27 protein-coding genes are annotated in these 25,005 nt (G+C 65.0%); 15 read left to right on the top strand and 12 right to left on the bottom strand.

The window, feature by feature from the left end; genetic code table 11:
• Window positions 1-125 precede the first annotated feature (125 nt).
• The 6 genes from NKJ93_RS05830 (at window position 126) to NKJ93_RS05805 (ending at window position 7,771) form a co-directional block, all read left to right on the top strand.
• Window positions 126-2,564: a glucan 1,4-alpha-glucosidase gene (locus NKJ93_RS05830; RefSeq protein WP_352588114.1), complete on the top strand. Its 2,439-nt coding sequence runs from the start codon at window positions 126-128 to the stop codon at window positions 2,562-2,564.
• A gap of 14 nt (window positions 2,565-2,578) precedes the next feature.
• Entirely contained in the window at window positions 2,579-3,595 is a 1,017-nt protein-coding gene (gnd, locus tag NKJ93_RS05825) for a phosphogluconate dehydrogenase (NAD(+)-dependent, decarboxylating) (RefSeq protein ID WP_352588112.1), read from the top strand.
• A gap of 22 nt (window positions 3,596-3,617) precedes the next feature.
• Entirely contained in the window at window positions 3,618-4,994 is a 1,377-nt protein-coding gene (zwf, locus tag NKJ93_RS05820) for a glucose-6-phosphate dehydrogenase (protein WP_023721367.1), read from the top strand.
• A gap of 19 nt (window positions 4,995-5,013) precedes the next feature.
• The gene (locus NKJ93_RS05815) at window positions 5,014-5,718 is read left to right on the top strand and encodes an ROK family protein (protein ID WP_023721368.1); all 705 of its coding nucleotides are present in this window, start codon (window positions 5,014-5,016) and stop codon (window positions 5,716-5,718) included.
• Between the two features lie 164 nt (window positions 5,719-5,882).
• Window positions 5,883-6,347: a Ros/MucR family transcriptional regulator gene (locus NKJ93_RS05810; protein ID WP_023721369.1), complete on the top strand. Its 465-nt coding sequence runs from the start codon at window positions 5,883-5,885 to the stop codon at window positions 6,345-6,347.
• A 182-nt stretch (window positions 6,348-6,529) separates the two neighbouring features.
• A complete protein-coding gene (locus NKJ93_RS05805; protein ID WP_352588109.1) occupies window positions 6,530-7,771 on the top strand; it encodes an MFS transporter in 1,242 nt (413 codons plus the stop codon).
• Between the two features lie 82 nt (window positions 7,772-7,853).
• Here the strand turns inward: NKJ93_RS05805 and NKJ93_RS05800 are convergent, their stop codons facing one another.
• From NKJ93_RS05800 to hemC, 7 genes are all read right to left on the bottom strand, one after another.
• Window positions 7,854-8,570: a glutamine amidotransferase gene (locus tag NKJ93_RS05800; RefSeq protein ID WP_352588106.1), complete on the bottom strand. Its 717-nt coding sequence runs from the start codon at window positions 8,568-8,570 to the stop codon at window positions 7,854-7,856.
• Between the two features lie 18 nt (window positions 8,571-8,588).
• Window positions 8,589-9,068 carry a tellurite resistance TerB family protein gene (locus tag NKJ93_RS05795; RefSeq protein ID WP_352481012.1) on the bottom strand — a complete coding sequence of 160 codons (480 nt, stop codon included), beginning with the start codon at window positions 9,066-9,068 and terminating at the stop codon, window positions 8,589-8,591.
• Window positions 9,069-9,107: 39 nt separating this feature from the next.
• Window positions 9,108-10,724: a heme biosynthesis protein HemY gene (locus NKJ93_RS05790; protein WP_023721373.1), complete on the bottom strand. Its 1,617-nt coding sequence runs from the start codon at window positions 10,722-10,724 to the stop codon at window positions 9,108-9,110.
• An 8-nt stretch (window positions 10,725-10,732) separates the two neighbouring features.
• Entirely contained in the window at window positions 10,733-12,238 is a 1,506-nt protein-coding gene (locus NKJ93_RS05785) for a COG4223 family protein (protein ID WP_352588103.1), read from the bottom strand.
• On the bottom strand, window positions 12,195-12,524 hold the full coding sequence (locus tag NKJ93_RS05780; RefSeq protein WP_352588100.1) for a hypothetical protein: 330 nt from the start codon (window positions 12,522-12,524) through the stop codon (window positions 12,195-12,197). Before NKJ93_RS05780 ends, NKJ93_RS05785 begins: the two co-directional genes overlap by 44 nt.
• A 117-nt stretch (window positions 12,525-12,641) precedes the next feature.
• On the bottom strand, window positions 12,642-13,358 hold the full coding sequence (locus NKJ93_RS05775; protein ID WP_352588097.1) for a uroporphyrinogen-III synthase: 717 nt from the start codon (window positions 13,356-13,358) through the stop codon (window positions 12,642-12,644).
• 1 nt (window position 13,359) lies between these two features.
• Window positions 13,360-14,286 (bottom strand): hydroxymethylbilane synthase, encoded by a 927-nt coding sequence (hemC, locus tag NKJ93_RS05770; protein ID WP_352588094.1) that lies wholly within the window; start codon window positions 14,284-14,286, stop codon window positions 13,360-13,362.
• Between the two features lie 106 nt (window positions 14,287-14,392).
• Between hemC and tsaD the strand changes: the two genes are divergently transcribed.
• From tsaD to NKJ93_RS05740, 6 genes are all read left to right on the top strand, one after another.
• Entirely contained in the window at window positions 14,393-15,478 is a 1,086-nt protein-coding gene (gene tsaD / locus NKJ93_RS05765) for a tRNA (adenosine(37)-N6)-threonylcarbamoyltransferase complex transferase subunit TsaD (protein ID WP_352588416.1), read from the top strand.
• An 11-nt stretch (window positions 15,479-15,489) separates the two neighbouring features.
• Window positions 15,490-16,491, top strand: a complete 1,002-nt coding sequence (locus tag NKJ93_RS05760; protein ID WP_352588091.1) for an NAD(P)H-dependent glycerol-3-phosphate dehydrogenase — start codon at window positions 15,490-15,492, stop codon at window positions 16,489-16,491.
• Window positions 16,492-16,517: 26 nt separating this feature from the next.
• Window positions 16,518-16,814, top strand: coding sequence for a YciI-like protein (locus NKJ93_RS05755; protein ID WP_023721379.1), 297 nt, complete (start codon window positions 16,518-16,520; stop codon window positions 16,812-16,814).
• A 134-nt stretch (window positions 16,815-16,948) separates the two neighbouring features.
• The gene (locus NKJ93_RS05750) at window positions 16,949-17,374 is read left to right on the top strand and encodes an EVE domain-containing protein (protein WP_352494080.1); all 426 of its coding nucleotides are present in this window, start codon (window positions 16,949-16,951) and stop codon (window positions 17,372-17,374) included.
• The gene (locus tag NKJ93_RS05745) at window positions 17,371-18,027 is read left to right on the top strand and encodes a class I SAM-dependent methyltransferase (RefSeq protein ID WP_352588413.1); all 657 of its coding nucleotides are present in this window, start codon (window positions 17,371-17,373) and stop codon (window positions 18,025-18,027) included. The genes NKJ93_RS05750 and NKJ93_RS05745 overlap by 4 nt, the downstream gene beginning before the upstream one ends.
• Window positions 18,028-18,075: 48 nt before the next feature.
• Complete coding sequence (locus tag NKJ93_RS05740) at window positions 18,076-18,495, top strand: DUF1761 domain-containing protein (protein ID WP_023721382.1); 420 nt, start codon at window positions 18,076-18,078, stop codon at window positions 18,493-18,495.
• A 3-nt stretch (window positions 18,496-18,498) separates the two neighbouring features.
• Here NKJ93_RS05740 and gcvA read toward each other — a convergent pair whose 3' ends face one another.
• Window positions 18,499-19,419, bottom strand: coding sequence for a transcriptional regulator GcvA (gcvA, locus tag NKJ93_RS05735; RefSeq protein ID WP_352588088.1), 921 nt, complete (start codon window positions 19,417-19,419; stop codon window positions 18,499-18,501).
• A gap of 162 nt (window positions 19,420-19,581) precedes the next feature.
• Here gcvA and NKJ93_RS05730 point away from each other — a divergent pair, with 162 nt between their 5' ends.
• Entirely contained in the window at window positions 19,582-19,827 is a 246-nt protein-coding gene (locus tag NKJ93_RS05730) for a hypothetical protein (RefSeq protein ID WP_023721384.1), read from the top strand.
• Window positions 19,828-19,919: 92 nt separating this feature from the next.
• Here the strand turns inward: NKJ93_RS05730 and NKJ93_RS05725 are convergent, their stop codons facing one another.
• A complete protein-coding gene (locus NKJ93_RS05725) occupies window positions 19,920-20,456 on the bottom strand; it encodes a L,D-transpeptidase family protein (protein WP_352588410.1) in 537 nt (178 codons plus the stop codon).
• Window positions 20,457-20,600: 144 nt separating this feature from the next.
• Between NKJ93_RS05725 and NKJ93_RS05720 the strand changes: the two genes are divergently transcribed.
• Together NKJ93_RS05720 and NKJ93_RS05715 are read left to right on the top strand one after the other, a co-directional pair.
• A complete protein-coding gene (locus NKJ93_RS05720) occupies window positions 20,601-21,284 on the top strand; it encodes a response regulator transcription factor (RefSeq protein ID WP_023721386.1) in 684 nt (227 codons plus the stop codon).
• Window positions 21,285-21,479: 195 nt separating this feature from the next.
• Window positions 21,480-21,935, top strand: a complete 456-nt coding sequence (locus tag NKJ93_RS05715; protein ID WP_023680480.1) for a Crp/Fnr family transcriptional regulator — start codon at window positions 21,480-21,482, stop codon at window positions 21,933-21,935.
• A gap of 43 nt (window positions 21,936-21,978) precedes the next feature.
• Here NKJ93_RS05715 and NKJ93_RS05710 read toward each other — a convergent pair whose 3' ends face one another.
• The 3 genes from NKJ93_RS05710 to NKJ93_RS05700 all read right to left on the bottom strand — a co-directional run bounded on the left by NKJ93_RS05710 (window position 21,979) and on the right by NKJ93_RS05700 (window position 24,991).
• Entirely contained in the window at window positions 21,979-22,872 is an 894-nt protein-coding gene (locus NKJ93_RS05710; RefSeq protein WP_352494078.1) for a sugar phosphate isomerase/epimerase family protein, read from the bottom strand.
• A gap of 117 nt (window positions 22,873-22,989) precedes the next feature.
• On the bottom strand, window positions 22,990-23,928 hold the full coding sequence (locus NKJ93_RS05705) for an ABC transporter substrate-binding protein (RefSeq protein WP_023721388.1): 939 nt from the start codon (window positions 23,926-23,928) through the stop codon (window positions 22,990-22,992).
• Window positions 23,929-24,013: 85 nt separating this feature from the next.
• On the bottom strand, window positions 24,014-24,991 hold the full coding sequence (locus NKJ93_RS05700; protein ID WP_502896313.1) for an ABC transporter permease subunit: 978 nt from the start codon (window positions 24,989-24,991) through the stop codon (window positions 24,014-24,016).
• Window positions 24,992-25,005 lie beyond the last annotated feature (14 nt).

Genomic DNA, 25,005 nt, shown 5'->3' with positions numbered 1-25,005 from the left:
TTATCAGACAAATGCAGATAGCCAGCAAGCTGTCAACATCAATCCATGGCCGACGATCAACTTGCGGTGCAATCATTGAAACCGGTTCGACTCCTGGTCTAGGGATGGCGATGGAGACCGATTAAATGGCAGTGAACCTTGCCCCGGGTGCACCCGGCATTCCGGCGCGCTGGACGTCGAGCGCCAAGAGCGGCGTCGGCACCGCGCTGTCGCCGGCCTGCCCGATCTGGTTCACCATCAGCCACGGTATCCTCAACGAGATCTACTATTCCCGCCTCGACAGCGCATGCACCCGCGATCTGGGGCTGATCGTCACCGGACCCGACGGCTATTTCTCCGAAGAGAAGCGCGACGCCGAACATCGCATCGAACCCCTCGAGGACGGGGTGCCTGCCTATCGGCTGGTCAACACCGCAGCCGATGGAAGCTACCGGATCGAGAAGCGCGTCCTCACCGATCCGGAACGTCCCGTCTTGCTGCAGGAGATCATGTTCACGTCGCTCAAGGGTGCCGCCAGCGACTACCGCGTCTACGCGCTGCTGGCGCCGCACCTCGTCAATGCCGGCATGGGCAACACTGCCTGGATCGACGACCATGAAGGACAGCCTGTTCTGTTTGCATCGGGACGCGGCGTCTGCCTGGCGCTCGCCTCGTCGCGGCCGTGGAAGGCGTGCGCGGCCGGCTATGTCGGCGTCTCCGACGGCTGGCAGCAGCTTCGTCAAAGCGGCCGGCTCGATCCGGCCTGCCGCAGGGCCGAGGACGGCAATGTCGCGCTGACCGGTGAGATCGCCTTTTCGGCTGCGAACCCAAAAATGTTGCTGGCGCTGGGCTTCGGCACGACGCCGCAACAGGCGGCGGAAACTGCTTTCGCCAGCCTGAACCAAGGTTTTGGGCCCGCAGCCGGATCCTACGTCGACAAATGGCGCCAATGGCAGGCCGGATTGCTGCCGCTGGACCGGCATGCGGTGTCCGCCCTCAATCCCTACCGCCTCAGCACGGCGGTGCTGGCGACACACCGCTCGTCGACCGGAGCAGCCGTGGCCAGCCTGTCGATCCCGTGGGGCTTCAACAAGGGCGACGACGATCTCGGCGGCTATCACCTGGTCTGGCCGCGCGATCTGGTCGAAACCGCCGGCGGATTCCTCGCCGCCGGCGACCCGGCGGAAGCCTTGCGCATCCTTGGCTATCTGCGCTCGATCCAGCAGCCGGACGGCCATTGGCCGCAGAACGCCTGGCTCGACGGGTCGGTCTATTGGCCGGGCATCCAGATGGACGAGTGCGCCTTTCCGCTGCTGCTCGCCGACGCGCTGCGCCGCGCCGGGCATTTGCCGCCTGCGGTACTCTCCTCCTTCATGCCGATGATCGAGCGCGCTGCCGCCTATGTCGTACGCAACGGCCCCGTCACCGGCGAGGACCGCTGGGAGGAAGACGCCGGCTACAGCCCGTTCACGCTTGCCGTCGAGATCGCCGCGCTGCTTGCGGCTGCGGACATGTTCGATGCCGCCGGCAAAACAGAGCCGGCAAACTATCTGCGCGAAACCGCCGATGTCTGGAACGATCAGATCGAGCGCTGGACCTACGTCACCGGCACCACCGCATGCGACGAGGCCGGCGTCGAAGGCTACTATGTCCGCATCGCCCCGCCCGACAGGGCCGGCGCCGCATCGCCGAAGGACGGCTTTGTGCCGATCAAGAACCGCGCGCCCGGCGATACGGACCGCCCGGCCGAAGCGATCGTCAGCCCGGATGCGCTGGCGCTGGTCCGCTTCGGCCTGAGGGCAGCCGACGATCCGCGCATCCTCGACACGGTCAAGGTCATCGACGCGCAATTGCGCTGCGAACTGCCGCAGGGCCCGCTCTGGTACCGTTACAATGGCGACGGCTATGGCGAGCATGCCGACGGCGCACCGTTCGATGGAACCGGCCAGGGCCGGCCCTGGCCGCTGCTGGTCGGCGAGCGCGCCCATTACGAGTTGGCGGCGGGACGCAAGGACAGAGCGGCAAGCCTTCTCAACACGTTCGAGAACTCTGCCGGGCCGGGCGGCCTGCTGCCGGAGCAGGTCTGGGATGGTCCCGATATGCCGGAGCGCGAATTGCGGCATGGCGGCCCCTCCGGCAGCGCCAAGCCGCTGGTCTGGGCGCATTCCGAGCACATCAAGCTGCTGCGGTCGCTGCGCGACGGCGCCGTGTTCGACATGCCGCCGCAAGGCGTCAAGCGCTATATCGAGGGCAGGACGGTGTCGCGCCTCAGGGCATGGCGCTTCAACCACAAGATCCGTACCATACCGGCAGGCAAGGCGCTGCGCATCGAACTTCTGGCTCGGGCGGTGGTTCATTGGAGCAGCGACAATTGGGCCACCGTCCATGACAGCGAGACCGCTGCGAACCTTTTCGGCATCCATCTTGCGGAATTGCCGGTTGCCGACGCCGCTCCGGGCAATAGCCCGGACAATAGCATTGTCTTCACATTCTTCTGGTCCGATGCCGGACGTTGGGAGAATGTCGACTTTTCCGTTGGTATCGACGATGCCGCACAGCCACTAGATCATCGATCCCTCAAGTAAGGCAGGACGAGACCATGCAGATAGGAATGATGGGACTGGGCCGGATGGGCGCCAACATGGTTCGGCGCCTGCTGCGTGATGGCCACGAATGCGTCGTCTACGATATCAACCCGGCGAGCGTCGCGGCGCTTGTGACCGCCGGCGCGGTCGGAGCCCCCTCGATGGAGGAGTTCGTCGGCAAGCTGGCGAAGCCGCGCAGCGCCTGGCTGATGCTGCCGGCGGCGATCACCGGCCGGATCGTCGACCAGGTGGCCGCCTTGATGGAGCCGGGCGACATCATCATCGACGGCGGCAATTCCTATTATCATGAGGCCGTCGACCACGCCGCACGCCTGGCCTTGAAAGGCTTGAGCTATGTCGATGTCGGCACCAGCGGCGGCGTCTGGGGCCTCGAGCGCGGCTATTGCCTGATGATCGGCGGCCCCGACAGCGCGGTGCAGCATCTCGATCCAGTCTTCGCAACGCTGGCGCCCGGCGCCGACGCCGCTTCGCCTGCGCCCGGCAAGGACGCCGGAACCGCTCCCTTCGGCTATCTCCACTGCGGACCAAGCGGCGCCGGCCATTTCGTCAAGATGGTCCATAACGGCATCGAATACGGCGTCATGGCCGCCTATGCCGAGGGCATGAACATCCTGAAATCGGCGAACGCCGGCAAGCGGCAGCGCACCGCCGACGCCGAAACCAGTCCACTCGAGAACCCGCAATATTACCAGTTCGACATCGACATCGCTGAGGTGGCAGAGGTCTGGCGGCACGGCAGCGTCATCGGCTCGTGGCTGCTCGACCTGACGGCCGGCGTGCTGAAGGCCGATTCGTCGCTGACACAGTTCGGCGGGCGGGTCTCGGATTCCGGCGAAGGCCGCTGGACGCTGAAGGCGGCGATCGACACCGGCGTGCCGGCGCCGGTGCTGTCGTCGGCGCTGTTCGACAGGTTCTCCTCGCAAGGCGAGTCCGAATTCGCCGACAAGCTTCTGTCCGCCATGCGCTATGCCTTTGGCGGCCATGTCGAAAAACCCAAGGCCGGCTCGTGACGGGCGACAGGGAGGCACGCCCATGAGCCAGGAACGATCGGACACGCTGGTGCTTTTCGGCGCCACCGGCGATCTCGCCCACAAGAAGATCTTCCCCGCCCTCTACGCCATGGTGGCCAAGGGAACGCTGAACGAGCCGGTGATCGGCGTCGCCTTCGATCCTTGGGATATCGCCAAGCTGCAGGCGCGCGCCCGCGACGGCATCGTCAACGCCATCGGCAGCATCGACGAGAAGATCTTCGCAAGGCTCGCGTCGCTGCTGCGCTATGTCAGCGGCGACTACCGGGCGCCTGCGACCTTCGATAAACTGAAGACCGCGCTCGGCAGCGCACAGCGGCCGCTGCACTATCTGGCGGTGCCGCCCGCCATGTTCGAGGTCGTCGTCCAGGGACTGGAGCAGTCGGGCGCCGCCCAGGGCGCACGCCTGATGGTGGAAAAGCCGTTCGGCCATGATCTGCAATCGGCGCGCTGGCTGAACCGGGTACTGCATCTGGTCTTCGACGAAAAGTCGATCTTCCGCATCGACCATTATCTCGGCAAGGAGGCGATCCAGAACTTGCTCTATTTCCGCTTCGCCAATTCCTTCCTCGAGCCGATCTGGAACCGCAACTTCGTCGAGAGCGTGCAGATCACCATGGCCGAGGATTTCGGTGTCGAGGGCCGCGGCCGCTTCTATGACGAGGTCGGCTGCATCCGCGACGTCATCGAAAACCATCTGCTCAACATCCTCTTGCTGCTCGCCATGGAGCCGCCGGTCGGCCGCTCGGCCGACGATCTGATCGACGAGAAGGTGCAGGTGCTGCGGGCGATCCGGACGCTGACCAGGGACGATGTCGTGCGCGGCCAGTTCGACGGCTATCTCAACGAGCCGGGCGTGGCGCCGAACTCGCCGGTCGAGACCTTCGCGGCGGTGCGCTTTTTCGTCGATACCTGGCGCTGGCAAGATGTGCCGTTCTTCATCCGCGCCGGCAAATCCCTGCCGGTGCACGCCACCGAGGTCATCGTGCGGCTGAAACGGCCGCCGCTCGACGTCTTCGATCCAATCAAGCCCGGCGACTGCAATCACGTGCGCTTCCGCATCGATCCGCAGGTGGCGATCTCGATCGGAGCCCGGCGCAAGGCGCCCGGCGACGACATGGTCGGCGAGCAGGTCGAGCTCACCGCGCTCGACGATTCGAAGGGCGACATGCCGCCTTACGAGCGGTTGATCGGCGACGCTATGAACGGCAACGGCCAGCTGTTCACCCGCCAGGACGCCAGCGAGCTCGCCTGGCGCATCGTCGGCCCGGTGCTCGGCGACACCACGCCGCCCGCGATCTACGCGCCAAAGACCTGGGGGCCGACCGAAGCGATGACTGGATTCGGCCCGCCGAACGGCTGGATCAATCCATCGAAATGATTTCTGGGAGGCGAAAGCGATGGCCAAAGCGGTGAAGCGACCGGCACCCGACGCCGAAAAGATCGTGCTTGCGATCGATATCGGCGGCTCGCACGTCAAGATCCGCACCAGCGCCGGCGGCGACGAGCGCAAGACCGCTTCCGGACCGGAGCTGACGCCGCAGCAGATGGTCGCGGCGGTGAAGACGCTGGCCGAAGGGCTGCAATACGATGTCGTCTCGATGGGCTATCCGGGTCCGGTGCACCACAACCGGCCGCTCACCGAACCCGCCAATCTCGGCAAGGGCTGGGTCGGCTGCGATTTCGCCGCTGAGTTCGGCAAACCGGTGAAGGTCGTCAACGATGCGCTGATGCAGGCCGTCGGCAGCTATGAAGGCGGCCGCATGCTGTTCCTCGGCCTCGGAACCGGCCTCGGGGCCGCGATGATCGTCGACAACGTCGCCCAACCGATGGAGCTTGCCCATCTTCCCTACAAGAAGCGCGGCAGTTTCGAAGACTATGTCGGCGAACGCGGCCTGCAAAAGCGCGGCAAGAAGAAATGGCGCAAACACGTCTTTGACGTGGTCGACCGGCTTCGCGCCGCCATGCAGCCGGATTACGTGGTCATCGGCGGCGGCAATGTCGAGGAACTCGCCGACTTGCCCGCCGATTGCAGACGCGGCGACAATACACGCGCCTTCGAGGGCGGATTTCGACTGTGGCGCGACAAATCCCTGATTATCTGATATTGCTGATTGTCTGATATTATCGAGCACCGGCTCAGGGTTGTTAATCCCGCGCTGCCGTTAGTATTATTATTCAAAATAATGTGTGACGTGGTGCGGCGTCATTGCATTGCGCAGATTTGCCGACTAGGAATTTCTGCGACCCCCACGGACGGAGAAATAGATTGACCGACGACAACAACAACGCTCGCAAAGACATCGACCTGCTTGAGCTGACCGCCCATATCGTGTCCGCATATGTCGAGAAGAACCGCTTGCCGGCTTCCGGCCTCGGCGATCTCATCGCCAGCGTCAGCGCTTCCATAGGCGGGCTCGGGCAACCGGCAGTGCCGGTCGCCGCGCCGCTGACGCCTGCCGTCAATCCCAAGAAATCGGTGACGCCGGACTACATCATCTGTCTCGAGGACGGCAAGAAGTTCAAATCCTTGAAGCGCCATATCGGCGTCCATTTCGGGCTGACGCCCGACGCCTATCGCGCCAAATGGGGCCTGCCGTCCGACTACCCGATGGTCGCCCCCAACTACGCGGCCTCGCGTTCGCAGCTGGCCAAGGCAATCGGTCTCGGCCGCAAGGCCGCCCCGCCCGCGCCCGTCAAGGGCAGGGGCAGGAAGGCCAAGGCGACGGCCTAAAGCGTTCGGAGCAGGTCCGGTCGCTCCGCCAGCGGCAACGCCCGGCGGAGCGGAAATTGTTGATCCAGGCCGGATTTTTGCGCGCGCCCTGCGCTGAACTGCGCTAAAGGCTCTCTTGGCCGGACCAGCGCCCATCGTGGAAGTGCCCCGCCGGCCGACATCGCCGCCAGGGGGCCTGATCCATGACCACAGAATCCCAAGTACCGCCTGACCAGCGTTATGCCGCCTTTCGCCATCGGCCGTTCCTGAGCTACTGGGCGGCGCGCTTCCTCTCGACATTCTCCACCCAGATCGTGTCGGTCGCCGTCGGCTGGCAGATCTACGATCTGACCCGCGACCCGTTCGACCTTGGGCTTGTCGGCATCGTCCAGTTCCTGCCTTCGCTGCTGCTGGTGCTGGTCACTGGCGACGTTGCCGACCGTTTTGGACGCCGCCTGATCATGGCGCTGGCGGTGCTGGTCGAGGCGGGCTGCGCTTTGGCGCTTCTGTTGCTGACGCTGCGCGGCCTCTCCGGGCCGATGCCGGTCTTCATCGTGCTCGCCATGTTCGGCATCGCGCGCGCCTTCTTCGGGCCGGCCTCGTCATCATTGTTCGCCAATCTGGTGCCGCCCGAGGATTTCGCCAACGCCATCGCCTGGAACTCGTCCGCCTGGCAGACGGCAACCATCGTCGGGCCGGTCGCCGGCGGTCTGCTCTACGGGCTTTCGGCCGAAGCCGCCTACACCACCGCGGCCGTGCTGATGCTCATTGCCGCCGTGCTGATCTTCACCATCCCGAAGCCCGCCCAGCGCAGCCGGACCGACAGGCCGACGGTACAGACCCTGTTCGCCGGCTTCGGCTATATCTGGAGCGAAAAGATCGTGCTCGGTGCCATTTCGCTCGATCTGTTCGCGGTGCTCCTGTCCGGCGCCTCGGCGCTGCTGCCGGTCTATGCGCGCGATATCCTCGAACTCGGCCCGTGGGGGCTCGGCCTGCTGCGCTCGGCGCCCGGCGTCGGCGCCATCTGCGTCGCCATCTGGCTGGCCGGGCATCCGATCCGCAACCATGCCGGCCTTGTCATGCTCGGCTTCGTCGCGCTGTTCGGCGCGTTCACCGTCCTGTTCGGCCTCTCGACCATCACCTGGCTGTCGATCGCAGCCCTTGCCCTGCTCGGCGCCACCGACATGTTCAGCGTCTATATCCGCGAGACGCTGATCCAGCTGTGGACGCCGGACGACGTTCGCGGCCGCGTCAACGCCGTCAACCAGGTGTTTGTCGGCGCCTCCAATGAGCTCGGCGAATTCCGCGCCGGCACAATGGCCGCGTTGATCGGCACGGTTCCCGCCGTGGTGATCGGCGGCGTCGGGGCGATCGCTGTTGCCGGCCTATGGGCGGTGCTGTTCCCGCAGCTGCGCAAGGTGCGTCACCTCAGGGGGCGAAACTAAAGCGCGACGCGCTTTAGTTCGTTTGTTTGTGCATGTCGTTTTCCCAAAACCGCTGCACACTTTTGGGCGACATGCACCGACTTCACCGCAGCGCCGGCTTGCCAAAAATCATGGGCAGGAACTCGCCGAGCCAGCGCTTGAGGTGCATGTCCCAGATCAGCCGGCCACCGAGATGGTCGCGGCCGGGCTGCGCGCCGGGCAATTCGAAGCGATGGGCGCCGCGCACCACCCAGCGCTGCATCATCGCCCGGGTCAATTCGCCATGGAACTGGATGCCCCAGGCATTGTCGCCATAGCGGAAGGCCTGGTTGGGGTAGGTTTCGGCCGTCGCCAAAAGCGTCGCGTCCTTCGGCAGCGAAAAGCCCTCACGATGGAACTGATAGACCATCTCCGGCCAATGCATCAGCCTGCTGCCTGCTTCAGTCGCCTTTAGCGGATACCAGCCGATTTCGACGAGGCCCTCGCCATGGCCCTCGACCCTGCCGCCGAGATGCTTGACCAGCATTTGCGCGCCGAGGCAGATGCCAAGCAGCGGCCGGTTCTCGTTGAGTGGAATTTTGAGCCAGTCGGTCTCGCGGCGGACGAACTCGTCGCCGTCATTGGCGCTCATCGGCCCGCCGAACACCACGGCGCCGGCATGGCCATCAAGCGTCTGCGGCAAGGCCTCGCCGAGCGGCGGGCGGCGGATGTCGAGATCGAAGCCTTCCTCGATAAGCATATGGCCGACCCGTCCCGAGCTCGATTGCTCCTGATGCAGCACGATCAGGATCTTTGGTCTCGGGCTTGGCTTGGGCGGCATTGAAAGGCGGGATCCTGTCTATTCGTCGCTTGACGTTCCGGCAGCACCAGGAGCCGCGGCCGCCGCCTTGAGGCGCGCCTCGACGCGGTCGCGGCGTTCGACGCCGATCAGCTCGGCGACCCGCCAGACGGTATTGTCCTCGAGTTCGTGCAGCTCGCCATCGGCATAGACGATCTCCCACATCAGGCCGATAAAGGCCTTTCGCGCCTCGGCGTCGAGATGGCGCTTGAGCACGCTGGTAAAGGCGTAAAGGTCGATCGCCTCATTGTCGGCCCGCTCGCCGGCAGCCGCCAACGCATCGAGTTCGTCGCCGCTGATAGAATAGCTTTCCGCCAGCACCTTCTTGAACCGTTCCCATTCGGTATCCTGGCGCACGCCGTCGGCGTTCATCACGTGGAAAAGGAGGGCGGATGCGGCAACGCGCGGATCGTCGGCGCTGGCGCTGGCGCCACTACCGGACGGCAGGTCCCTTAGAAACGACAGAACGCGTTCGAACATCAAATCATTCCCAATAAGACCGGGTCCACTCGACCCGGATCAGAACAAACGAAACCGGCGCGTCGATTTACCCGCCTCGTCGTCGGGGTCGACGCCGGGGTCGTCGGGCAGCCGCGTCAACTCCTGCGCCGGCTCGACGGCTTCGGCATCGTCCGGCACCGCGGCAAACGCCGCCGCGGCGACCGGTGTCACATGATCCTCGCCGGCACGGTTTTCGGTCTTTGCTTCGGTCGCGGTGCCCGGTGTCTCGGCAGCAACCGCTGTGTGCTCGATCGCCTCGGCTGTTTCCTGTACCGGCTTGGCTGAAGCCGCAATTGCCGGCACCGATGCCTCCTGCGTATCCTCATCGCTGTCGATCAACTGGCCGAGCCGCTCCATCGGCGCTCGCCATTCGAATGCATCGAGCCTGCCGGTGATCGGCGATACCGGAGCCCAGCGGTCGGAGACGACGCCGTCGGCGACCCAGGCAGGGTCGCGCGGCGCTCTCACCGCTTTCGACAGCAGCTGCCGCACCTTGCCTTGGTCGCCGGTCTCGGCCTCCTCGATATCGGCCAGCAGCAGATAGGCGCCTTCGCGGCGATCGATGCGGATGGCGGCTTCCGCCTCGCGGCGGGCGGTTGAAAAATCCTGTGCATCGAGCGCGGCGCGCGCCACGGCAAGCGAGGCCTCGGCATGGTTCTTCTTCAGGTCCTGCAGCTTCTTTGCCCGGTTCAGCCGGTCGAGCACGGCATCGCCGGGCCTGGCATGGGTGTAGAGCTCGGCGATCTCCGGGTGCGGCTCGGCCTTCCACGCCGCCTCGAGGATTTTCGAGCCCTTGCGCACGTCGTTCAGCCGAAACAGCAATTTCGCCGCGGCGACCGCCGCCGGCGCGAAATCCGGCCGCAGCCGGTTGGCTTCGAGAGCCGCCGTCCGGGCGGCATTGGCATCGCTGTCGATCAGCGCCTGCGCCTTGGCGGTCAGCAGCACAGCGCGGCGCCGGTTAGCGGCGTCGCGCTCGATCTGCCGCGTTGACTTCTGGGCGTCGACAAGTTTCAGCGCACCATCCCAGTCGCCACGCCCGGTCAGATCTTCCAGCGTCGATTCGGCCGCCCAGGCCAGCTGCGGCGCCACCGCCGCCGCACGGCCGGCATAGTGGCGGGCTGCGTTGCGGTCGCCGAGCCGCTCGGCTTCGAGATACAGTCCGCGCAGGCCGAGCAGCCGCATTTCGGGATCGTCGAGCATGGTCTCGAACTTTTCGCGGGCGCCCTCATGGTCGCCTTCGAGCAGCGAGGCCTGCGCGTCGAGCAGCTGGATCAGCGGCTCCTGGTCGGAGCGGATCAGCTTTGCCGCTTCCTTGGTCTTCTTGCGGGCGAGCGCGCCGTCACCGGCGCCGGCGGCGATCATGCCGGTCGACAGCGCCTGATAGCCGCGGTCGCGGCGCCGCACGCGGAAATAGCGCGAGATCGTATAGGGGCTGGTCCACAGCGCCTTGACCAGCCACCAGACGATCATCACCGCGGCAACCACGGCAACGATCGCCACCGCCGCGACCATCAGGCTGACCTGGTATTGATAGCCGTTGAAGGTGACGAGCATTTCACCCGGCCGGTCGGCCAGCCAGGCGAACCCGAGCCCGAGCGCAAAGACGACGGCAAGGAAGGCGAGGATGCGGATCATCGGGTTCCTCACGCCTTCATCGCGCCAGCGATGAGCGAATCGATCTGCGTCTCGACCTCCATCCGCGCTTTCAGTTTGCCGGCAAAGTCGGCGCCGGCGGCCTTGGCCGCTTCAGGCAGCGTTTCGTATTCGCTGAGCGCCTTGGCGTAGTCGCCCTGATTGACGGCGACCTCCATGCGGGCGACGGTTTCCGGGGCGCCGGCGCCCTCGACCGCACCGATCGGCCTGACCTTGACCAGCGATTCGGCGCTCGACAGCAGCTTTTGCAGGATGCCGGCATTCTGGTCGACAGGCGTCGCGGCAGCGACCATGGCGTTGGCGGTGGCGTCCGCTTCGGCGGCGATCTCGGCGCGCGTTGGGACGCCCTTTTCGGCATAGGCGCGCAGCGTCGCGATCTCGGGTGCATCGGGTGAGATCGCGGCAAAGGTTTCGAGTTCGGTCGCGAACGGCGCACCGCGGTCGAGCGCTGCCTTGAGCGCCGAGGCGGCAATGGCCAGCGCGATCTTCGGCTGCGAAGCCTGTGCATCGACCTTGCCCGAGAGCTGTGAAACCGACTGTTCCAGCGCCGCAAGCCGGCCTTCCTGCGCCTTTGCCGTCTCGCCGGCCGATTTCACCAGCGCGTCGAGCGCGGCCAGCCTTTCGTTGAGCGGCTCGAGATCGACCGGCGCCGTGCCGCCGGCCTTGCCGAGGCCCGCGACCGCCGTCTCGATCTGCCGGACCTTGTCGCCAAGTGCGGCCAGCCCGGCATTGTCGCCGGCGCCGCCTTGCTCGACCGCCGATTTGAGCGCCGTGACGTCCGCCCTGACCTGATCCAGCGCCGACGACAGCCCGTCCACCTTGGCTGATGCGTCATTGTTGGCGTCGGCCTGTCTGAGGTCCGCGACCTCGCGTTTCAGCGAAGCGATCTCACTATTGACGGGGTCGAGCGACACGCCGCCCGACCCCGGCGCCCCGAGCAGGCCGGCAAATTGCAGCCCGCCGGCGGCGGCCAGCGCGATGACGCCGCCGACAATACCGGCGGCGATGCCGTTGATGCCGCTCCGCTTCGGCTGCGCTGCCATATGGTCGTCCCTCGTCTCAGCTGTCTTCTCGCCGGAACCTGGTATCCTCGGTTCGTTGGCCCCGGTTCCGCTGGGTGCATCTTCGAAACTGTAGTCGGAAGCCGTGAAGCGACCGACCGGCGCATCCGAACCGGCCGGATAAGGGATTTCCGCTTCCCTGGCAGAATCGGCGCCTGCGTCCGTCGGCTCTTGCGTGCCGGCCCGCGCGGCTGCGTCGGCATGTTCCCATGGTTCGAGATCGGTCTGGTCGGCATGCACCGGCTCCTCAGGCGGCTCCGGCTGCGATGCGTTCGCCGCTTCCTCGGCCCGCGCCTCGTAGGTCTGCGCCGCGGCCGGCTGGTGCGAGCTGGCATCCTGTTCGTCGGCGACTCGCGAGACGGCGCCGGGCTCGAGCTCGATGGTCACCGGCTCACGGCGGCTCTTGGAATGCCGCATCTTCGGCGTCTTGACCATGCTCGGGCTCCGCAAAATTCGCTTCGGGATGGTTCAAAGGGTCTAGCACATCACCAAGCGGTGAAAAGGGGCGGCGTGATGACGCTAGGGCTTGGAGTTCAGTTTTGGCAAAACGCCGCAGCGGTTTGGGATACGGCATGCAGGACCAGAAACGAAAAACCCGCCTCGGCGGCGGGTCGTCGGCGCGAATCAGCACCATAAGTGATTTTCTAGCATAGCTGCCGGCACAAAGCAAGAACAAAATGTGCCCGAGCGCAATTGTCTCAGGTTGGTGGCTGCCCGCCAAGCTGCCGATCTCCCCCCTTGCGGGGGAGATCGGCAGCTTCGCCGACAGCGCCTGCTGCGGAATAAATTGAGGATGCCGGCAGGAGGTATGCCAACGTCCGGAACAGGCGGATGCCGGTCAGCGCCGCGCCTGCAAAAGCCCCAGCAAGGCATCTTCGCTGGGCTCAGGCGCAATCCGGATCCTTTCGCCAGCGGCATCATCCAAGGCCGCGGCAATACGTCCCGACAATGCGAAAAAGCGCGTCTCTTCAAAAAAACCGCGCACCGCCGGCCGGCTAGCCAGGGCCTGCATCGCCATGGCCGCCTTGGCCGAATAGAGCAGCACCGCCTCGACCGGCCGGGCGGACAGGCGCGCAAGCACTGCCTCGTCGGAATAATCCAGCGCAAGAGTGTCGTAGGTCTCGACGGCGCGGACCTGAAAGCCCGCCGCCTGCAGCCGCTCCTCGAAGACCGGAAACCGCACGCGCCCGCAGAGATAGACGATGGTCTGCCCCGCGTAACCGCCAGCAAATCCATCGGCCAGCGCCTCGGCATTGCCCGGGCCTTCGCTGACCGACAGAAACCCGGCCGCGCGGGCGGCTTCCGCTGTCTTCCTGCCGACGGCATGGCACGGCAAGCCGGCGAGCGCCGCGATCACTTCTTTCGGCGCATGCCGAAGGGCATTGGCGCTGGTGACCGCGACCGCCGCGGCGGCATCGGCGAGCGCGCCGGCGTCGACCGGCAGCGCCACCGTTTCGGTCAGCGGCAGCAGGATCGCCTGAAAGCCGGCATCCGCGAGCCGGCGCGCCGTGCGCGAGGCGCCCGGTTCGGGCCTCGTCACCAGGACGCGGAGCATGTCAGGTCCAGCCGTCGAAGAATGTTTCGCCGGCCTTGGCCCGAACGGTCGCGGCGGCTTCCGCGCCAATGCGCGCCGCCTCCTGCGCCGGCCCTTGCAGCTTGACCTCATGCGACTGCGTGCCATCGGGCGAGATGATCAGCCCGGCAAAGGAAACCGTTCCGCCCGATATCGTCGCATGGCCGGCGATCGGCGTGCGGCAGGAGCCGTCGAGCGCCGCCAGGAAGGCGCGCTCGCAGGCCAGCGCCTCGCCGGTCGGCACGTCGTGGATCGCCGTCAGCATCGCTTCCACGTCGCGGTCGCCGATGCGGCTCTCGATACAGATCGCGCCTTGTCCCGGCGCCGGCGGAAAGACGTCGAGCGGCATCAGGTCGGTGACGACGTCTTCGAGGCCGAGCCGCTTCAGCCCGGCATAGGCGAGGATGGTGCCGTCGGCGATGCCTTCGTCGAGCTTGCGCAGCCGCGTCTGCACATTGCCGCGAAACATCACCACGTCGATGTCCGGCCGCATCCGCCGGATCAGCGCCTGGCGCCTGAGCGACGACGAACCGACCCTGGCGCCTTGCGGCAGGCCGGCAATCGTTCGCGCCGCCTTGCCGATGAAAGCATCGCGCGCATCCTCGCGCGGCAGGAAGGCGGCCAGTTCCAGCCCCTCGGGCAACAGCGTCGGCATGTCCTTCGACGAATGCACGGCGATGTCGATGCGCCGCGCCAGCAGCGCCTCCTCGATCTCCTTGGTGAACAGGCCCTTGCCGCCGGCTTCCGACAGCGGCCGGTCCTGGATGCGGTCGCCGCTGGTCGAGATGACGACCACCTCGAATGCTTCCGCCGGCATGCCATGCGCCGTCATCAGCCGCGCCTGCGTTTCATGCGCCTGCGCCAATGCCAGCGGGCTGCCGCGTGTTCCGATTTTCAAGGTTGTTTGCATGGCGCGCCGTCCGTGATAACCCCCGGCAGGATCGAGGTCCGTCTTCCCGGCTTTCTCCTATCGGGGAAAGGCAGGCCGTACAATCCTTGGAGACAGCGACGAATTGATCCGCGTTCTGGGCATCGAGACGAGTTGCGACGAGACCGCCGCCAGCGTGGTGGCGCTGGACGATCGCAGCGCGCCCCAAATCCTGTCGAACATCGTGCTCAGCCAGATCGAGGAGCATGCCGCTTTCGGCGGCGTCGTGCCGGAGATCGCCGCGCGTGCCCATGTCGAGGCGCTGGACGGCATCATCGAGGCAGCACTTGCCGATTCCGGCGTCGACCTCGCCGACATCGATGCGATTGCTGCCACCGCCGGTCCCGGTCTTGTCGGCGGGCTGATCGTCGGCCTGATGACGGCAAAAGCCATCGCCGCGGCAGCCAAAAAACCGCTGATCGCCATCAACCATCTCGAAGGCCACGCGCTCACCGCCAGGCTGACCGACGGGCTCGACTTTCCCTACCTCTTGCTGCTGGTCTCCGGCGGCCATACCCAGATCGTCGCCGTGCGCGGCGTTGGCGACTACCAGCGCTGGGCGACGACCATCGACGACGCGCTTGGCGAAGCCTTCGACAAGACGGCTAAGATGCTCGGCCTGCCCTATCCCGGCGGACCGAATGTCGAGAAGGCGGCGGCAAATGGCGACGCGGCCCGTTTTGCGTTTCCGCGCCCGATGAAGGGCTCGGTGCAGCCCGATTTTTCTTTCTCCGGCCTCAAGACCGCGGTGCGCCAGGCGGCAACCGCGATTGCCCCGCTGAGCGACCAGGACGTCGCCGATATCTGCGCCTCGTTCCAGGCGGCGGTGGCGGATGCGCTCGGCGACCGTGTTTCGCGGGCGCTGACCAGGTTCCGTCAGCAATTCCCGGACAAGGCTGAGCCTGCGCTGGTTGTCGCCGGCGGCGTCGCCGCCAACCGGACGATCAAGGCGACATTGCAAGCGCTGTGCGAGCAGGCCGGGTTCAGCTTCGTCGCCCCGCCGCTTAACCTCTGCACCGACAATGCGGCGATGATCGCCTGGGCCGGCATCGAGCGCCTGCGCGCCGGCATATCAGGCGAAAACGCCGCCGATTTCGTGCCGCGCTCGCGCTGGCCGCTGGACAGCGTCTCGGCCCCGATGGTCGGCTCTGGCCGGCGCGGGGCCAAGGCGTGACGAGCAAAGCCATGACGCGCAAAGCCAGCACCGGCTGGCGTGTCGCCGTGCTCGGCGGCGGCGCCTGGGGCACGGCGCTGGCGCTGGCCATGCTGCGCGCCGGTCATTTCGTCCGCCTCTATGCGCGCGACCCGGAGACCGTGGCGGCGATCGACCGTGGCGAAAATCCGCGCTATCTGCCCGGCATCGCGCTCGATTCCGGCATCGCGGCGACAAGTGACATCAAACTGGCTCTCGCCGACGCCGACTGCGTGCTGGCGGTGGCGCCGGCGCAATCGTTGCGCGCCATGCTGACGGCCGCGTCCAGCCATGTGCCGAAAGGCGTCCCGCTGGTGCTCTGCGCCAAGGGCATCGAGCGCGACACCGGCGCGCTGCTGTCGTCCATTGCCGAGGAAATCCTGCCGGCAAATCCGGTCGCCGCCCTGTCGGGCCCAAGCTTTGCCACCGACGTCGCCAGGGGCCTGCCGACGGCCGTCGTGGTCGCCGCCCGTGACGAGGCCCTGGCCGCCGACCTTGCCGCCCGTTTCTCGGCTGAAAACCTGCGCTGTTATTCGAGCGACGACCTAATCGGCGTCGAGATCGGCGGCGCGCTGAAGAACGTCTTTGCCATCGCCGCGGGTGCCGTCACCGGCGCCGGGCTCGGCGCCAGCGCCCAGGCCGCAATGGTGACGCGCGGCTTCGTCGAATTGCGCCGCATCGGTGCCGCCTTCGGCGCAAAGCCGGAGACGCTGATGGGGCTTTCCGGCCTCGGCGACCTGCTGCTCACCTGCTCGTCCGCCCAGTCGCGCAATTTCGCCTATGGGCTGGCGCTCGGGCAAGGCAAGCCGCTTGCCGGCCTGCCTCTGGCTGAAGGCGTGCCGACGGCGGCGATCGCCGCCCGCATCGCCGGCGAGCGCCGGATCGACGCGCCGATCATGGCCGCCGTCGCCGCCATACTGGACGGCACCGTCACCATAGACCAGGCTGTGTCGGCGTTGATGACCAGGCCGCTCAAAACCGAAACCGACATGTAATCCCGAACGATTGCGGAGATGGAAAGATGCTGTTTGCGTTGATTTGCAAGGACAAGCCAGGAAGCCTGCAGGTGCGGCTCGATACGCGGCCTAAGCACCTTGCCTTCCTGGAAGGGCTGAACGGCGACAAGAAACTGGCCTTCGCCGGCCCGTTCCTCGACGCAGACGGCAAGCCGAACGGCACTCTCGCCGTTGTCGAGGCGCCCGATCTGGCTGCGGCAAAAGCCCTGTCGGCGGCCGATCCCTATACCAAGGCAGGGCTGTTCGAAAGCGTCGAAATCCGGCAGTGGAACTGGAGCTTCAACAAACCGGCGGGTATCTAAATGCATGTCGCGCAAAAGTGTGCAGCGGTTTTGTGATAACGACATGCATAAACAAGAACCTGAAGCGCGTCGCATGACGCCGGTCGAACGCGACGCGCTTTTAGTCGCGACGGCACCTGAGGAGGAGCAAGACAATGAACTACTGGCTGTTCAAATCCGAACCCTCGGTCTTCTCCTTCGAGGACCTCAAGGCCAAGGGCAAGGCCGGCACGCAATGGGACGGCGTGCGCAATTATGCGGCGCGCAACAACATGAAGGCGATGCAGATCGGCGATCTCGGCTTTTTCTACCATTCCAATGATGGGCTCGACATAGTCGGCATCGCCGAAATCTGCGCTCTGGCCCATCAGGACAGCACGACCGACGATCCCCGCTGGGAGTGCGTCGATATCCGCGCCTTCAAGGACATGCCGAAGCCGGTGACGCTGGAACAGGCCAAGGCCAATCCAAAGCTGGCCGACATGGCGCTGGTGCGGCTCGGGCGGCTGTCCGTGCAGCCGGTGACGCCTGCCGAATGGCAGGAGGTCTGCCGCATGAGCGGACTGACGCCGGCGCCATGACGGCGCTGACGCCGGACAGCGCCAAGAAATTCATCCTCGACAACACGGCGCTGATGGCGCCGCCGCATGTGCCGGAGATACGCCTGCAGCTGGCCGACGAGGCGCATGAATTGTGGCAGCGGACCGAGGATGAGCTGACCGAAATCGGCCTGCCGCCGCCCTTCTGGGCCTTCGCCTGGGCCGGCGGCCAAGGCCTTGCCCGCTACATCCTCGATAATCCGGCGGCGGTGCGCGGCAGGCGCGTGCTCGACTTCGCCTCCGGCTCCGGCCTTGTCGCCATTGCAGCAGTGATGGCCGGATCTGCCGAGGTGATCGCCGCCGATATCGACCCGTTCTGCGCGACCGCGATCCGCCTCAATGCAGAGGCCAATGGCGTCGAGATAGAATTCCTCGCCGGCGACTGCATCGGCACCGATGCGGGCTGGGATCTGGTGCTGGCCGGCGACGTCTTCTACGACAAAGCTTTCGCCGACAGGCTGATGCCGTGGTTCGCGGCGTTGAAGGCGCGCGGCGCCGACATCCTCGTCGGCGATCCCGGCCGCTCCTATCTGCCGAATGCCGGGCTGGAACCGCTTGCCGTCTACGAAGTGGCGGTGACCCGCGCGCTGGAGGACGCCGAGGTCAAGCGCACCACCGTCTGGTGCCTTGCTTGACGGCATCGCCGAACAGGCGTTCCATCGCGCAATCGACCGGAGGGAATTATGGATTTTTCAGCAATCAATTGGCTGGCGGTAATCGTCGCCGCCGTGGTGGCGTGGCTGTTCGGCGCGGCCTGGTATATGGGCTTGAGCAAGCCGTGGCTGAAGGCCGCCAAGCTTGATCCGGCGACGATGAGCAAGTCGATGCTGCCCTTCGTCGTCTCCTTCGTCGCGGAGCTTGTCATGGCGCTGGTCATGTCGCTGATCATCGGCGCAGTGACCGGCGGCGAACCGAGCCTGCTTGCCGGGGTGATCTTCGGCTTCGTTCTCTGGCTGGGGTTCGTCGCCACGACGCTTTCGGTCAACCATCGCTACGAAGGTTTCGGCTGGGATCTGACGCTCATCGATGTCGGCCATTGGCTCGGCGTGATGCTTCTCATCGGCGCGGTGATCGGCTGGTTCGGCGCGGCGGCGACAGGCTGACCTTTAGGTTGGGGTCTTGGCGACTTCCTCGAGAAGCCAATCGCGAAAGGCGACGATGCGCGGATCGTTCGCCGCACTTTCGGGATAGACCAGGAAATAGGCGAATTCGGGCGCGACCTTGATGCCGAGTTCAAAGGGCCGGATCAGCCGGCCTTCCGAAAGGTCGTTTGCCACCATGGCGAAATCGGCGAGCGCAACCGCGTTGCCGTCGAGCGCGGCCTGCACGGCATCCGTCGAATTGCCGAACACGATGGTCCGGCTGTCGTCGAAATCGTCGACGCCCGCCGCCGCCATCCACATGCTCCAGTTCGGCCAGGTGACGCCCTGGCGCGACCACTCGATATGCGCCAGCGTATGATGGAACAGGTCGCGTGGCTCCTTGAGCGGCGGCCCTGACCGCAGCAAGGCCGGACTGCAGACGGGAATGATGACGTTTTCGAACAGCCGGTGCGAGCGAAGCCCCGGATATTTGCCGGCGCCGAAACGGATGCCGACATCGACATCGTCGCGTTCGAAATCGCGCACCTCATAGCTGATATCGAAGCGCAGCTCGATTGCCGGATGCTGTTTGCGAAAATCGTCGACGCGCCGCATCAGCCACTTCGTCGCGAATTGCGCATCGAGGGTGACCTTCAGCAGCGCCGATCCGCGCGCCGTCTTCTGCGCCCGTGAGACCGCGCGGCCAAGCAGGTCGAGCGCGTCGGTCGAGGCCTCGAACAGCACCGCACCCGCCTCGGTGAGCCGGATTGTGCGGCTGGTGCGTGTGAACAGCATGATGCCGAGCTGATCCTCGATTTCCTTGATCTGGTGGCTGACCGCTGCCGGCGTCAGGCCGAGCTCGTCGGCGGCGCGGGTGAAATTGAGGTGCCGGGCCGCTGCCTCCAGCGTCCGCAGCGCACGGGTTCCAGGCAGCAGGCGCGCCATCAGTGCCAGACGAGGAGAGTTCGGTCGAGCATTCCAATCATCAAACAAAACTTGAAGATGTAGAAAAAACTACTCGTTTCTCGTTTGAATTTCAATCCGCCATGATCTGAGCATCGAAGAAACATCAAACCGGATTTGATGTCCGGAGAAGCGGATTGCACCATGTCTGATATCGCCTTGCGCTCTGTAACCCTCCGCCCGGCCTGGCTGCGCGCCGTGCTCGACTGGCTTCGGCACGCGAGAATCGCGGCCAATCTTCCCTACGAGAATGTCGAGGATCTCTCCGATCGCCAGCTGCGCGACATCGGTAGCGAACGCAAGGACATCGCACGCGCCATGGACCGCGAACTCGGCCGGCTCGGCCTTCTCGACATAGGGTGGCAAAGGAGTAGGGGAGTAGGGGAGTAGGGGAGTAGGGGAGTAGGGGAGCTAAGCGGCGCGCCCGCCCCTGTCTCTACTTTTACTGCCCTATTCCCCTCCTCCCTTATTCCCCTATTCCCTTACCTTACCACCCTCACCACCGTCCGCTCCGACAGCAGCGGCAGCAGCCATGCCATGGTGCGGGCTGTTACCGCGACGCAGCCTTGCGTCGGCGTGAAGCCGGGGCGCGCCAGGTGGAAGAAGATGGCGCTGCCGCGCCCGCGCCGGCGCGGCACAATGTTCCAGTCCAGCACCAGGCAAGCATCGTAGAGATCGTCGGCCCGCTGCATCCGCTCATGGCTGGCGCCATAGGGGATTTTGACCGGGCGGTTGTAGTTGCGGTCCCCAGGCACTTCGCACCAGCCGAGGTCGCGGCCGATCGGCGTCATCGCCAGCCGCGTCCGGCGGCCGCTGGAAAAACGGTCGCCGCGAAAATATCCCGACAATATCCGCATCGAGGCGAGCGGCGTGGCGCCATCGCCCTCGCGCTTGCCGGCCGAGATGCCGCCATGCCCCAGCGCACATGGAAACACGAGTTTGCCGGCCTGTAGAAAGCCCTGGCTGACATGGCCGGGCCGCGCGCGCACGGTGAGCACGGTGAGCCCTTTCGGCAAAATTGCGCCGACTGCATTGCGATCGTGTTTTTTCTTGTATGATCGTGCCACGGAACAAATCACTGTGAACGGCTGTTGTGCCGGTCAGCTTCCGCATAAACAGGCAGCGGTCAACTGAAATCTCTTTTCAAAACAACGGATTGATCCATGACTTCACGCACCATTCTGATCGTCGACGACGATGACGACCTGCGCGGCACCCTTGTCGAGCAATTGTCGCTTTATGAGGAATTCGATGTCCTGCAGGAAGCGACCGCCGCCAAAGGCGTCGCCGCGGCGCGCGGCGGGCTTATCGACCTGCTCATCATGGATGTCGGCCTGCCCGACATGGATGGCCGCGAGGCGGTGAAGATATTGCGCAAGGGCGGCTACAAGGCGCCGATCATCATGCTGACCGGCCACGACACCGATTCCGACACGATCCTTGGTCTCGAGGCCGGCGCCAACGACTATGTGACCAAGCCGTTCCGCTTTGCCGTGCTGCTGGCCCGCATTCGCGCCCAGCTGCGCCAGCACGAGCAGAGCGAGGACGCCACTTTCTCGGTCGGCCCCTACACGTTCAAGCCCAGCCAGAAGCTTCTGATCGACCCGCGCGGCGCCAAGGTGCGGCTGACCGAAAAGGAAGCCTCGATCATCAAATATCTCTACCGCGCCGACCAGAAGGTGGTGACCCGCGACGTGCTGCTGGAGGAAGTCTGGGGCTACAATTCCGGCGTCACCACGCATACGCTCGAAACCCACGTCTACCGGCTGCGCCAGAAGATCGAGCGGGATCCTTCCAACGCGGAAATTCTCGTGACAGAAAGCGGCGGCTACAAGCTGGTTCCTTAAACATTTCATTATTCAAATAAGCGATCCGGGCGGGGCGCTTTTCGGGTACGGTCCTGAGCTGGAGGTGGGTCTGGATCGAACTCGCGGAGGCATCGGGTCCAAGGAGCGGAACCGATTTTTGAAACGCCTTGCGCGTCCGGGGGACGCGCGGCGCTCTAGGGAGGAGTGGGACTGACGGTTCGGGGACATAGCTAGATGGCGCTGGATGACGACATCCGCATCCTGTCCACCGTGAGGCTCTTCGAGGGCTTTACGCAGGAACAGCTGCGTCTGCTCGCCTTCGGCGCCGAAACCACCATGCTGAAAGCCGACCACAAGCTTTATCGCGAGGACGACGAAGCTGATTCGGCCTACATCGTGGTCAGCGGCCGCATCGTGCTCTATCGCGAGCACGACGGGGAGCGCATCCCGATCGGCACCGCCGGTCCCGGCACCATACTCAGCGAACTGGCGCTGATCGCCGACACCAACCGGCTGACCAGCGCCTCCGCCGAAATCGATTCGGAAGTGCTGCGGCTCAGCCGCAAGATGTTCCGCCGCATCCTCGAGGAATATCCGGAGCTGGCGGTTCACTTGCACCAGCGCATATTGGAGGATTTCCAGGCGATGATCCGCCGGATCGAGGAACTTGGGCCGCGTTTTGCCGGCTAATGTAGCGCCTCTGGTTTAACCAGATTTCGGAATTTGCGAGTTCTCAAGGCCGGTGCGTTGCGGAAACAAGCTCCGCCTTGCGCCGCGCGGTCTCCAGTCCGAGCGCAATGAAGCGGCGCGCATGTTTGGCCAGCTCCATATTGTCGGTCCACAGATTGCGCCAGATCGCGGTTTTCCGCGACAGGTTCTCGTCGACGATTTCCGACGAGAAGGATTCGAAGCTGAGGTCGTCGCTGTAGCCGATAGCGGTCAGCGCATCGAATATCCCGGCGAAATCGATATTGCCGGTGCCGAGGAAGCCGCGATGGCTCTCGCCGATATGGACATAGCCGATTTTCTTTGCGGCGTTGCGGATGGCCAATCCGACATCGGCCTCCTCGATGTTCATGTGGAACGTGTCGAGATGCAGGAAGATGTTGTCGGAGCCGCTGTCCTCGATAAAGGCCATGCCTTGCGCGGCGGTGTTGAGCAGGTTGCTTTCGAAGCGGTTGACGATCTCGAGGTTGAGGGTGACGCCGGCTGACTTTGCCGTCTCCGCCACCTCGGCAAGCGTGCCGGCGCTGCGGTTCCACTGGTCGCGCGTCGGCGCCTCGCTCTGCAAGCCGTGGCTGGTGCTGAGGATGCCGGCAACCTTCTGGCCGCCGAGATCGCGAGTCAGCGCGATCGTACGTTTCAGGATTTCGACGCCGTGCGCCGCAATCGTTTTGTCGGCGCTCGAAATATCGCCGTCGGCCGGCAGTCCGATGCTGATCGCGACGCCGAGGCCGAGATCGGCTATCCGCTTGGCCAAGCCGTCAATGTCGACATTGGCGGGGTCGAGATAGGAGAATTCGATCAGGTCGAAGCCGGCTTCGCTGGTGTTGGCCAGCGTCCGCTCGAGATCGCTCTGCGTCGAGCTCGCCGACCAGACGAATGAGTGGATTCCGATGCGCGACATGATTGTCTCCGGTTATTCCAGCAGTAGCGGACCCAAGTCCAAATCGGTGTTTGGCAATCCGTTGCTCAGACAAAAAAGGTGCGGCCGGTAATAACCGCCCCACCACGCTTGGGAGGTTTAGCGAGCTGCGGTCCAGCCCTTGTAATCCTTCAAATTGTCGGCCGTGATCAGCTTCGGGTCGAGCAGCACCGTCGGCTCGGCCGGCTTCTTGCCGGCAAGCAGGTCAGCCGCCATCGTCAGCGACTGGCCGGCCATCACATAGGGATCCTGCGAGGCCGAGGCCTTGATCATCGACGTGCCGGAAGCGAGTTCCTTCTCGATATCGGGCGCGCCGTCGACCGCCGTGAAGATGAACTCCGAGCGGTTGAGCTGCTTGGCCGCAAGCTGGGCGCCGATCGCCGTCGGATCGTTGATGGCGAACACCGCGTCGATCTTGTCGAAACGGGTCAGCAGCGACTGAAACACTTTCAAGCCGCCGTCACGTGAGCCTTCGGCGTTCTGGTCGTCTGAAAGGACCTTGATGTCGGGGTGTTTTGCCAGCACGTCCTTGCAGCCCTTGACCCTCTCCAGGATCGACGACGAGGCCGGGCCGTTGAGGATGACGTAGTCGCCCTTGCCGCCGGTATGGTCGACCAGATACTGGCACGCCTCTTCGCCGGCCTTGACATTGTTGGTCATCACGGTGACGTCGGCGCCCGGCGCCGAAACGTCAAAAGCGGCAACGACGATGCCGGCCGCCTGTGCCTTCTTCACCGCCGGTGCGATCGCCTTGGCATCGACGGCATTGAGCATGATGACGTCGACGCCGGCGGCGATGAAGGAATCGACCTGCGAGACCTGCTTGTTGAGATCGTAGTCGGCCGATACCGATGTCACCTGCACATTCGGGTTGATTTTCTTGGCCGCGTCCTCGATGCCCTTGATGGTGGCGACGAAGAACGGGTTGCCGAGCAGGCCGACCGAGATGCCGACCTTGTTCAGGTCCTTGGCCGATGCCGGCGCGATGACGGCGGCTGCAAGGGCGACGCCGCAGAGCAGTTTAGCGATGATCTTCATAGTTTTATTTTCCTCCTGATGCCCGCGCCTCTCACGGTGCGTTACACATGAAACCGGCTCGATGGACGCCGGCGACTAAGGGCCATCACGTTCTTGCTCCTGCCTGGAGCCGGTAACGGTCGAGGGCGACCGCCACGATGATGACCAATCCCTTGATGATGTACTGCCAGATGTCGGAAACACCGGCGAGGATGAGCCCATTTGACAGCACGGCGATGATCAGGCCGCCGATCAGCGTGCCCCAGATCGAGCCGACGCCGCCGACGAAGCTGGTGCCGCCGAGGATGACCGCGGCAATGGCGTCGAGTTCGTAGGACTGGCCGAGCTGCAGCCCGTTGGCGGCATAGAGCCGGGCCGCCGACATGGCGCCGCCAAGGCCGGCCAGAAGGCCGGAAACGCCGTAGACGAAGAGCAGCACCAGCGGCACCTTGATGCCGGTCAGTCTGGCGGCCTCGGCGTTGCCGCCGACGGCGTAGATCCAGGTGCCAAGCACGGTGCGCTTGAGCACCAGCCAGGACAGCACCACGACCGCCAGCGCGATGATGACCAGCCATGGAACGCCGAACAGCGAACCGTTGCCGATGAAGTCGAACGGCAGGTCCGAGTTGAACACCGTCGTGTCCTGGCCAAGCAACCGGGCGACGCCGCGCACGGCGGTCAGTGATCCCAGCGTGACGATGAAGGGCGGCAGCTTGATGTAGGCGATCAGCAGGCCGTTGATGACGCCGAAGCCGAGCCCGACGAGAATGGCCGCCGGCACGCCCAGCAGTCCCCAATCGGGCACCAGCGACACCATCACCGCCACCATCGCCGAGGCGGCAAGGATCGAGCCGACGGACAGGTCGATGCCGCCGGTCAGGATGACGAAGGTCATGCCGGCCGCCAACACGATGTTGATCGACGATTGCTGCATGACGATCAGCAGATTGGTCTGGGTGAAAAAGCGCGGGTTGATGAACTGGAAGCCGACCGCCAGCAGAATCAGGATCGGCAGCATGCCGAGCGCAGCGATGGCGGTGCGCCACCTTGTGCTCCTGCCCACCGCCCGGTCGTCCGCTTTCATCGTGTCGGCCACCT

This window comes from Mesorhizobium sp. M0028 (assembly GCF_040323855.1).
Taxonomy (GTDB): Bacteria; Pseudomonadota; Alphaproteobacteria; order Rhizobiales; family Rhizobiaceae; genus Mesorhizobium.
The sequence above is the reverse complement of the archived record's forward strand: the minus strand, read 5'-3'. Positions and strand labels throughout refer to the sequence as shown.

What these genes read in the sequence shown, in the direction of transcription:
- NKJ93_RS05750 (WP_352494080.1), top strand. Translation starts at nt 16,949, where the DNA reads ATGAACTACTGGCTGTTCAAATCCGAACCCTCGGTCTTCTCCTTCGAG.
- zwf (WP_023721367.1), top strand. Translation starts at nt 3,618, where the DNA reads ATGAGCCAGGAACGATCGGACACGCTGGTGCTTTTCGGCGCCACCGGC.
- NKJ93_RS05760 (WP_352588091.1), top strand. Translation starts at nt 15,490, where the DNA reads ATGACGCGCAAAGCCAGCACCGGCTGGCGTGTCGCCGTGCTCGGCGGC.
- hemC (WP_352588094.1), bottom strand. Translation starts at nt 14,286, where the DNA reads ATGCAAACAACCTTGAAAATCGGAACACGCGGCAGCCCGCTGGCATTG.
- NKJ93_RS05755 (WP_023721379.1), top strand. Translation starts at nt 16,518, where the DNA reads ATGCTGTTTGCGTTGATTTGCAAGGACAAGCCAGGAAGCCTGCAGGTG.
- NKJ93_RS05785 (WP_352588103.1), bottom strand. Translation starts at nt 12,238, where the DNA reads ATGGTCAAGACGCCGAAGATGCGGCATTCCAAGAGCCGCCGTGAGCCG.
- NKJ93_RS05800 (WP_352588106.1), bottom strand. Translation starts at nt 8,570, where the DNA reads ATGCCGCCCAAGCCAAGCCCGAGACCAAAGATCCTGATCGTGCTGCAT.
- gcvA (WP_352588088.1), bottom strand. Translation starts at nt 19,419, where the DNA reads ATGGCGCGCCTGCTGCCTGGAACCCGTGCGCTGCGGACGCTGGAGGCA.
- NKJ93_RS05720 (WP_023721386.1), top strand. Translation starts at nt 20,601, where the DNA reads ATGACTTCACGCACCATTCTGATCGTCGACGACGATGACGACCTGCGC.
- NKJ93_RS05815 (WP_023721368.1), top strand. Translation starts at nt 5,014, where the DNA reads ATGGCCAAAGCGGTGAAGCGACCGGCACCCGACGCCGAAAAGATCGTG.
- NKJ93_RS05715 (WP_023680480.1), top strand. Translation starts at nt 21,480, where the DNA reads ATGGCGCTGGATGACGACATCCGCATCCTGTCCACCGTGAGGCTCTTC.
- NKJ93_RS05830 (WP_352588114.1), top strand. Translation starts at nt 126, where the DNA reads ATGGCAGTGAACCTTGCCCCGGGTGCACCCGGCATTCCGGCGCGCTGG.
- NKJ93_RS05710 (WP_352494078.1), bottom strand. Translation starts at nt 22,872, where the DNA reads ATGTCGCGCATCGGAATCCACTCATTCGTCTGGTCGGCGAGCTCGACG.
- NKJ93_RS05790 (WP_023721373.1), bottom strand. Translation starts at nt 10,724, where the DNA reads ATGATCCGCATCCTCGCCTTCCTTGCCGTCGTCTTTGCGCTCGGGCTC.
- gnd (WP_352588112.1), top strand. Translation starts at nt 2,579, where the DNA reads ATGCAGATAGGAATGATGGGACTGGGCCGGATGGGCGCCAACATGGTT.
- NKJ93_RS05745 (WP_352588413.1), top strand. Translation starts at nt 17,371, where the DNA reads ATGACGGCGCTGACGCCGGACAGCGCCAAGAAATTCATCCTCGACAAC.
- NKJ93_RS05700 (WP_502896313.1), bottom strand. Translation starts at nt 24,991, where the DNA reads ATGAAAGCGGACGACCGGGCGGTGGGCAGGAGCACAAGGTGGCGCACC.
- NKJ93_RS05730 (WP_023721384.1), top strand. Translation starts at nt 19,582, where the DNA reads ATGTCTGATATCGCCTTGCGCTCTGTAACCCTCCGCCCGGCCTGGCTG.
- NKJ93_RS05805 (WP_352588109.1), top strand. Translation starts at nt 6,530, where the DNA reads ATGACCACAGAATCCCAAGTACCGCCTGACCAGCGTTATGCCGCCTTT.
- NKJ93_RS05775 (WP_352588097.1), bottom strand. Translation starts at nt 13,358, where the DNA reads ATGCTCCGCGTCCTGGTGACGAGGCCCGAACCGGGCGCCTCGCGCACG.
- NKJ93_RS05795 (WP_352481012.1), bottom strand. Translation starts at nt 9,068, where the DNA reads ATGTTCGAACGCGTTCTGTCGTTTCTAAGGGACCTGCCGTCCGGTAGT.
- NKJ93_RS05705 (WP_023721388.1), bottom strand. Translation starts at nt 23,928, where the DNA reads ATGAAGATCATCGCTAAACTGCTCTGCGGCGTCGCCCTTGCAGCCGCC.
- NKJ93_RS05740 (WP_023721382.1), top strand. Translation starts at nt 18,076, where the DNA reads ATGGATTTTTCAGCAATCAATTGGCTGGCGGTAATCGTCGCCGCCGTG.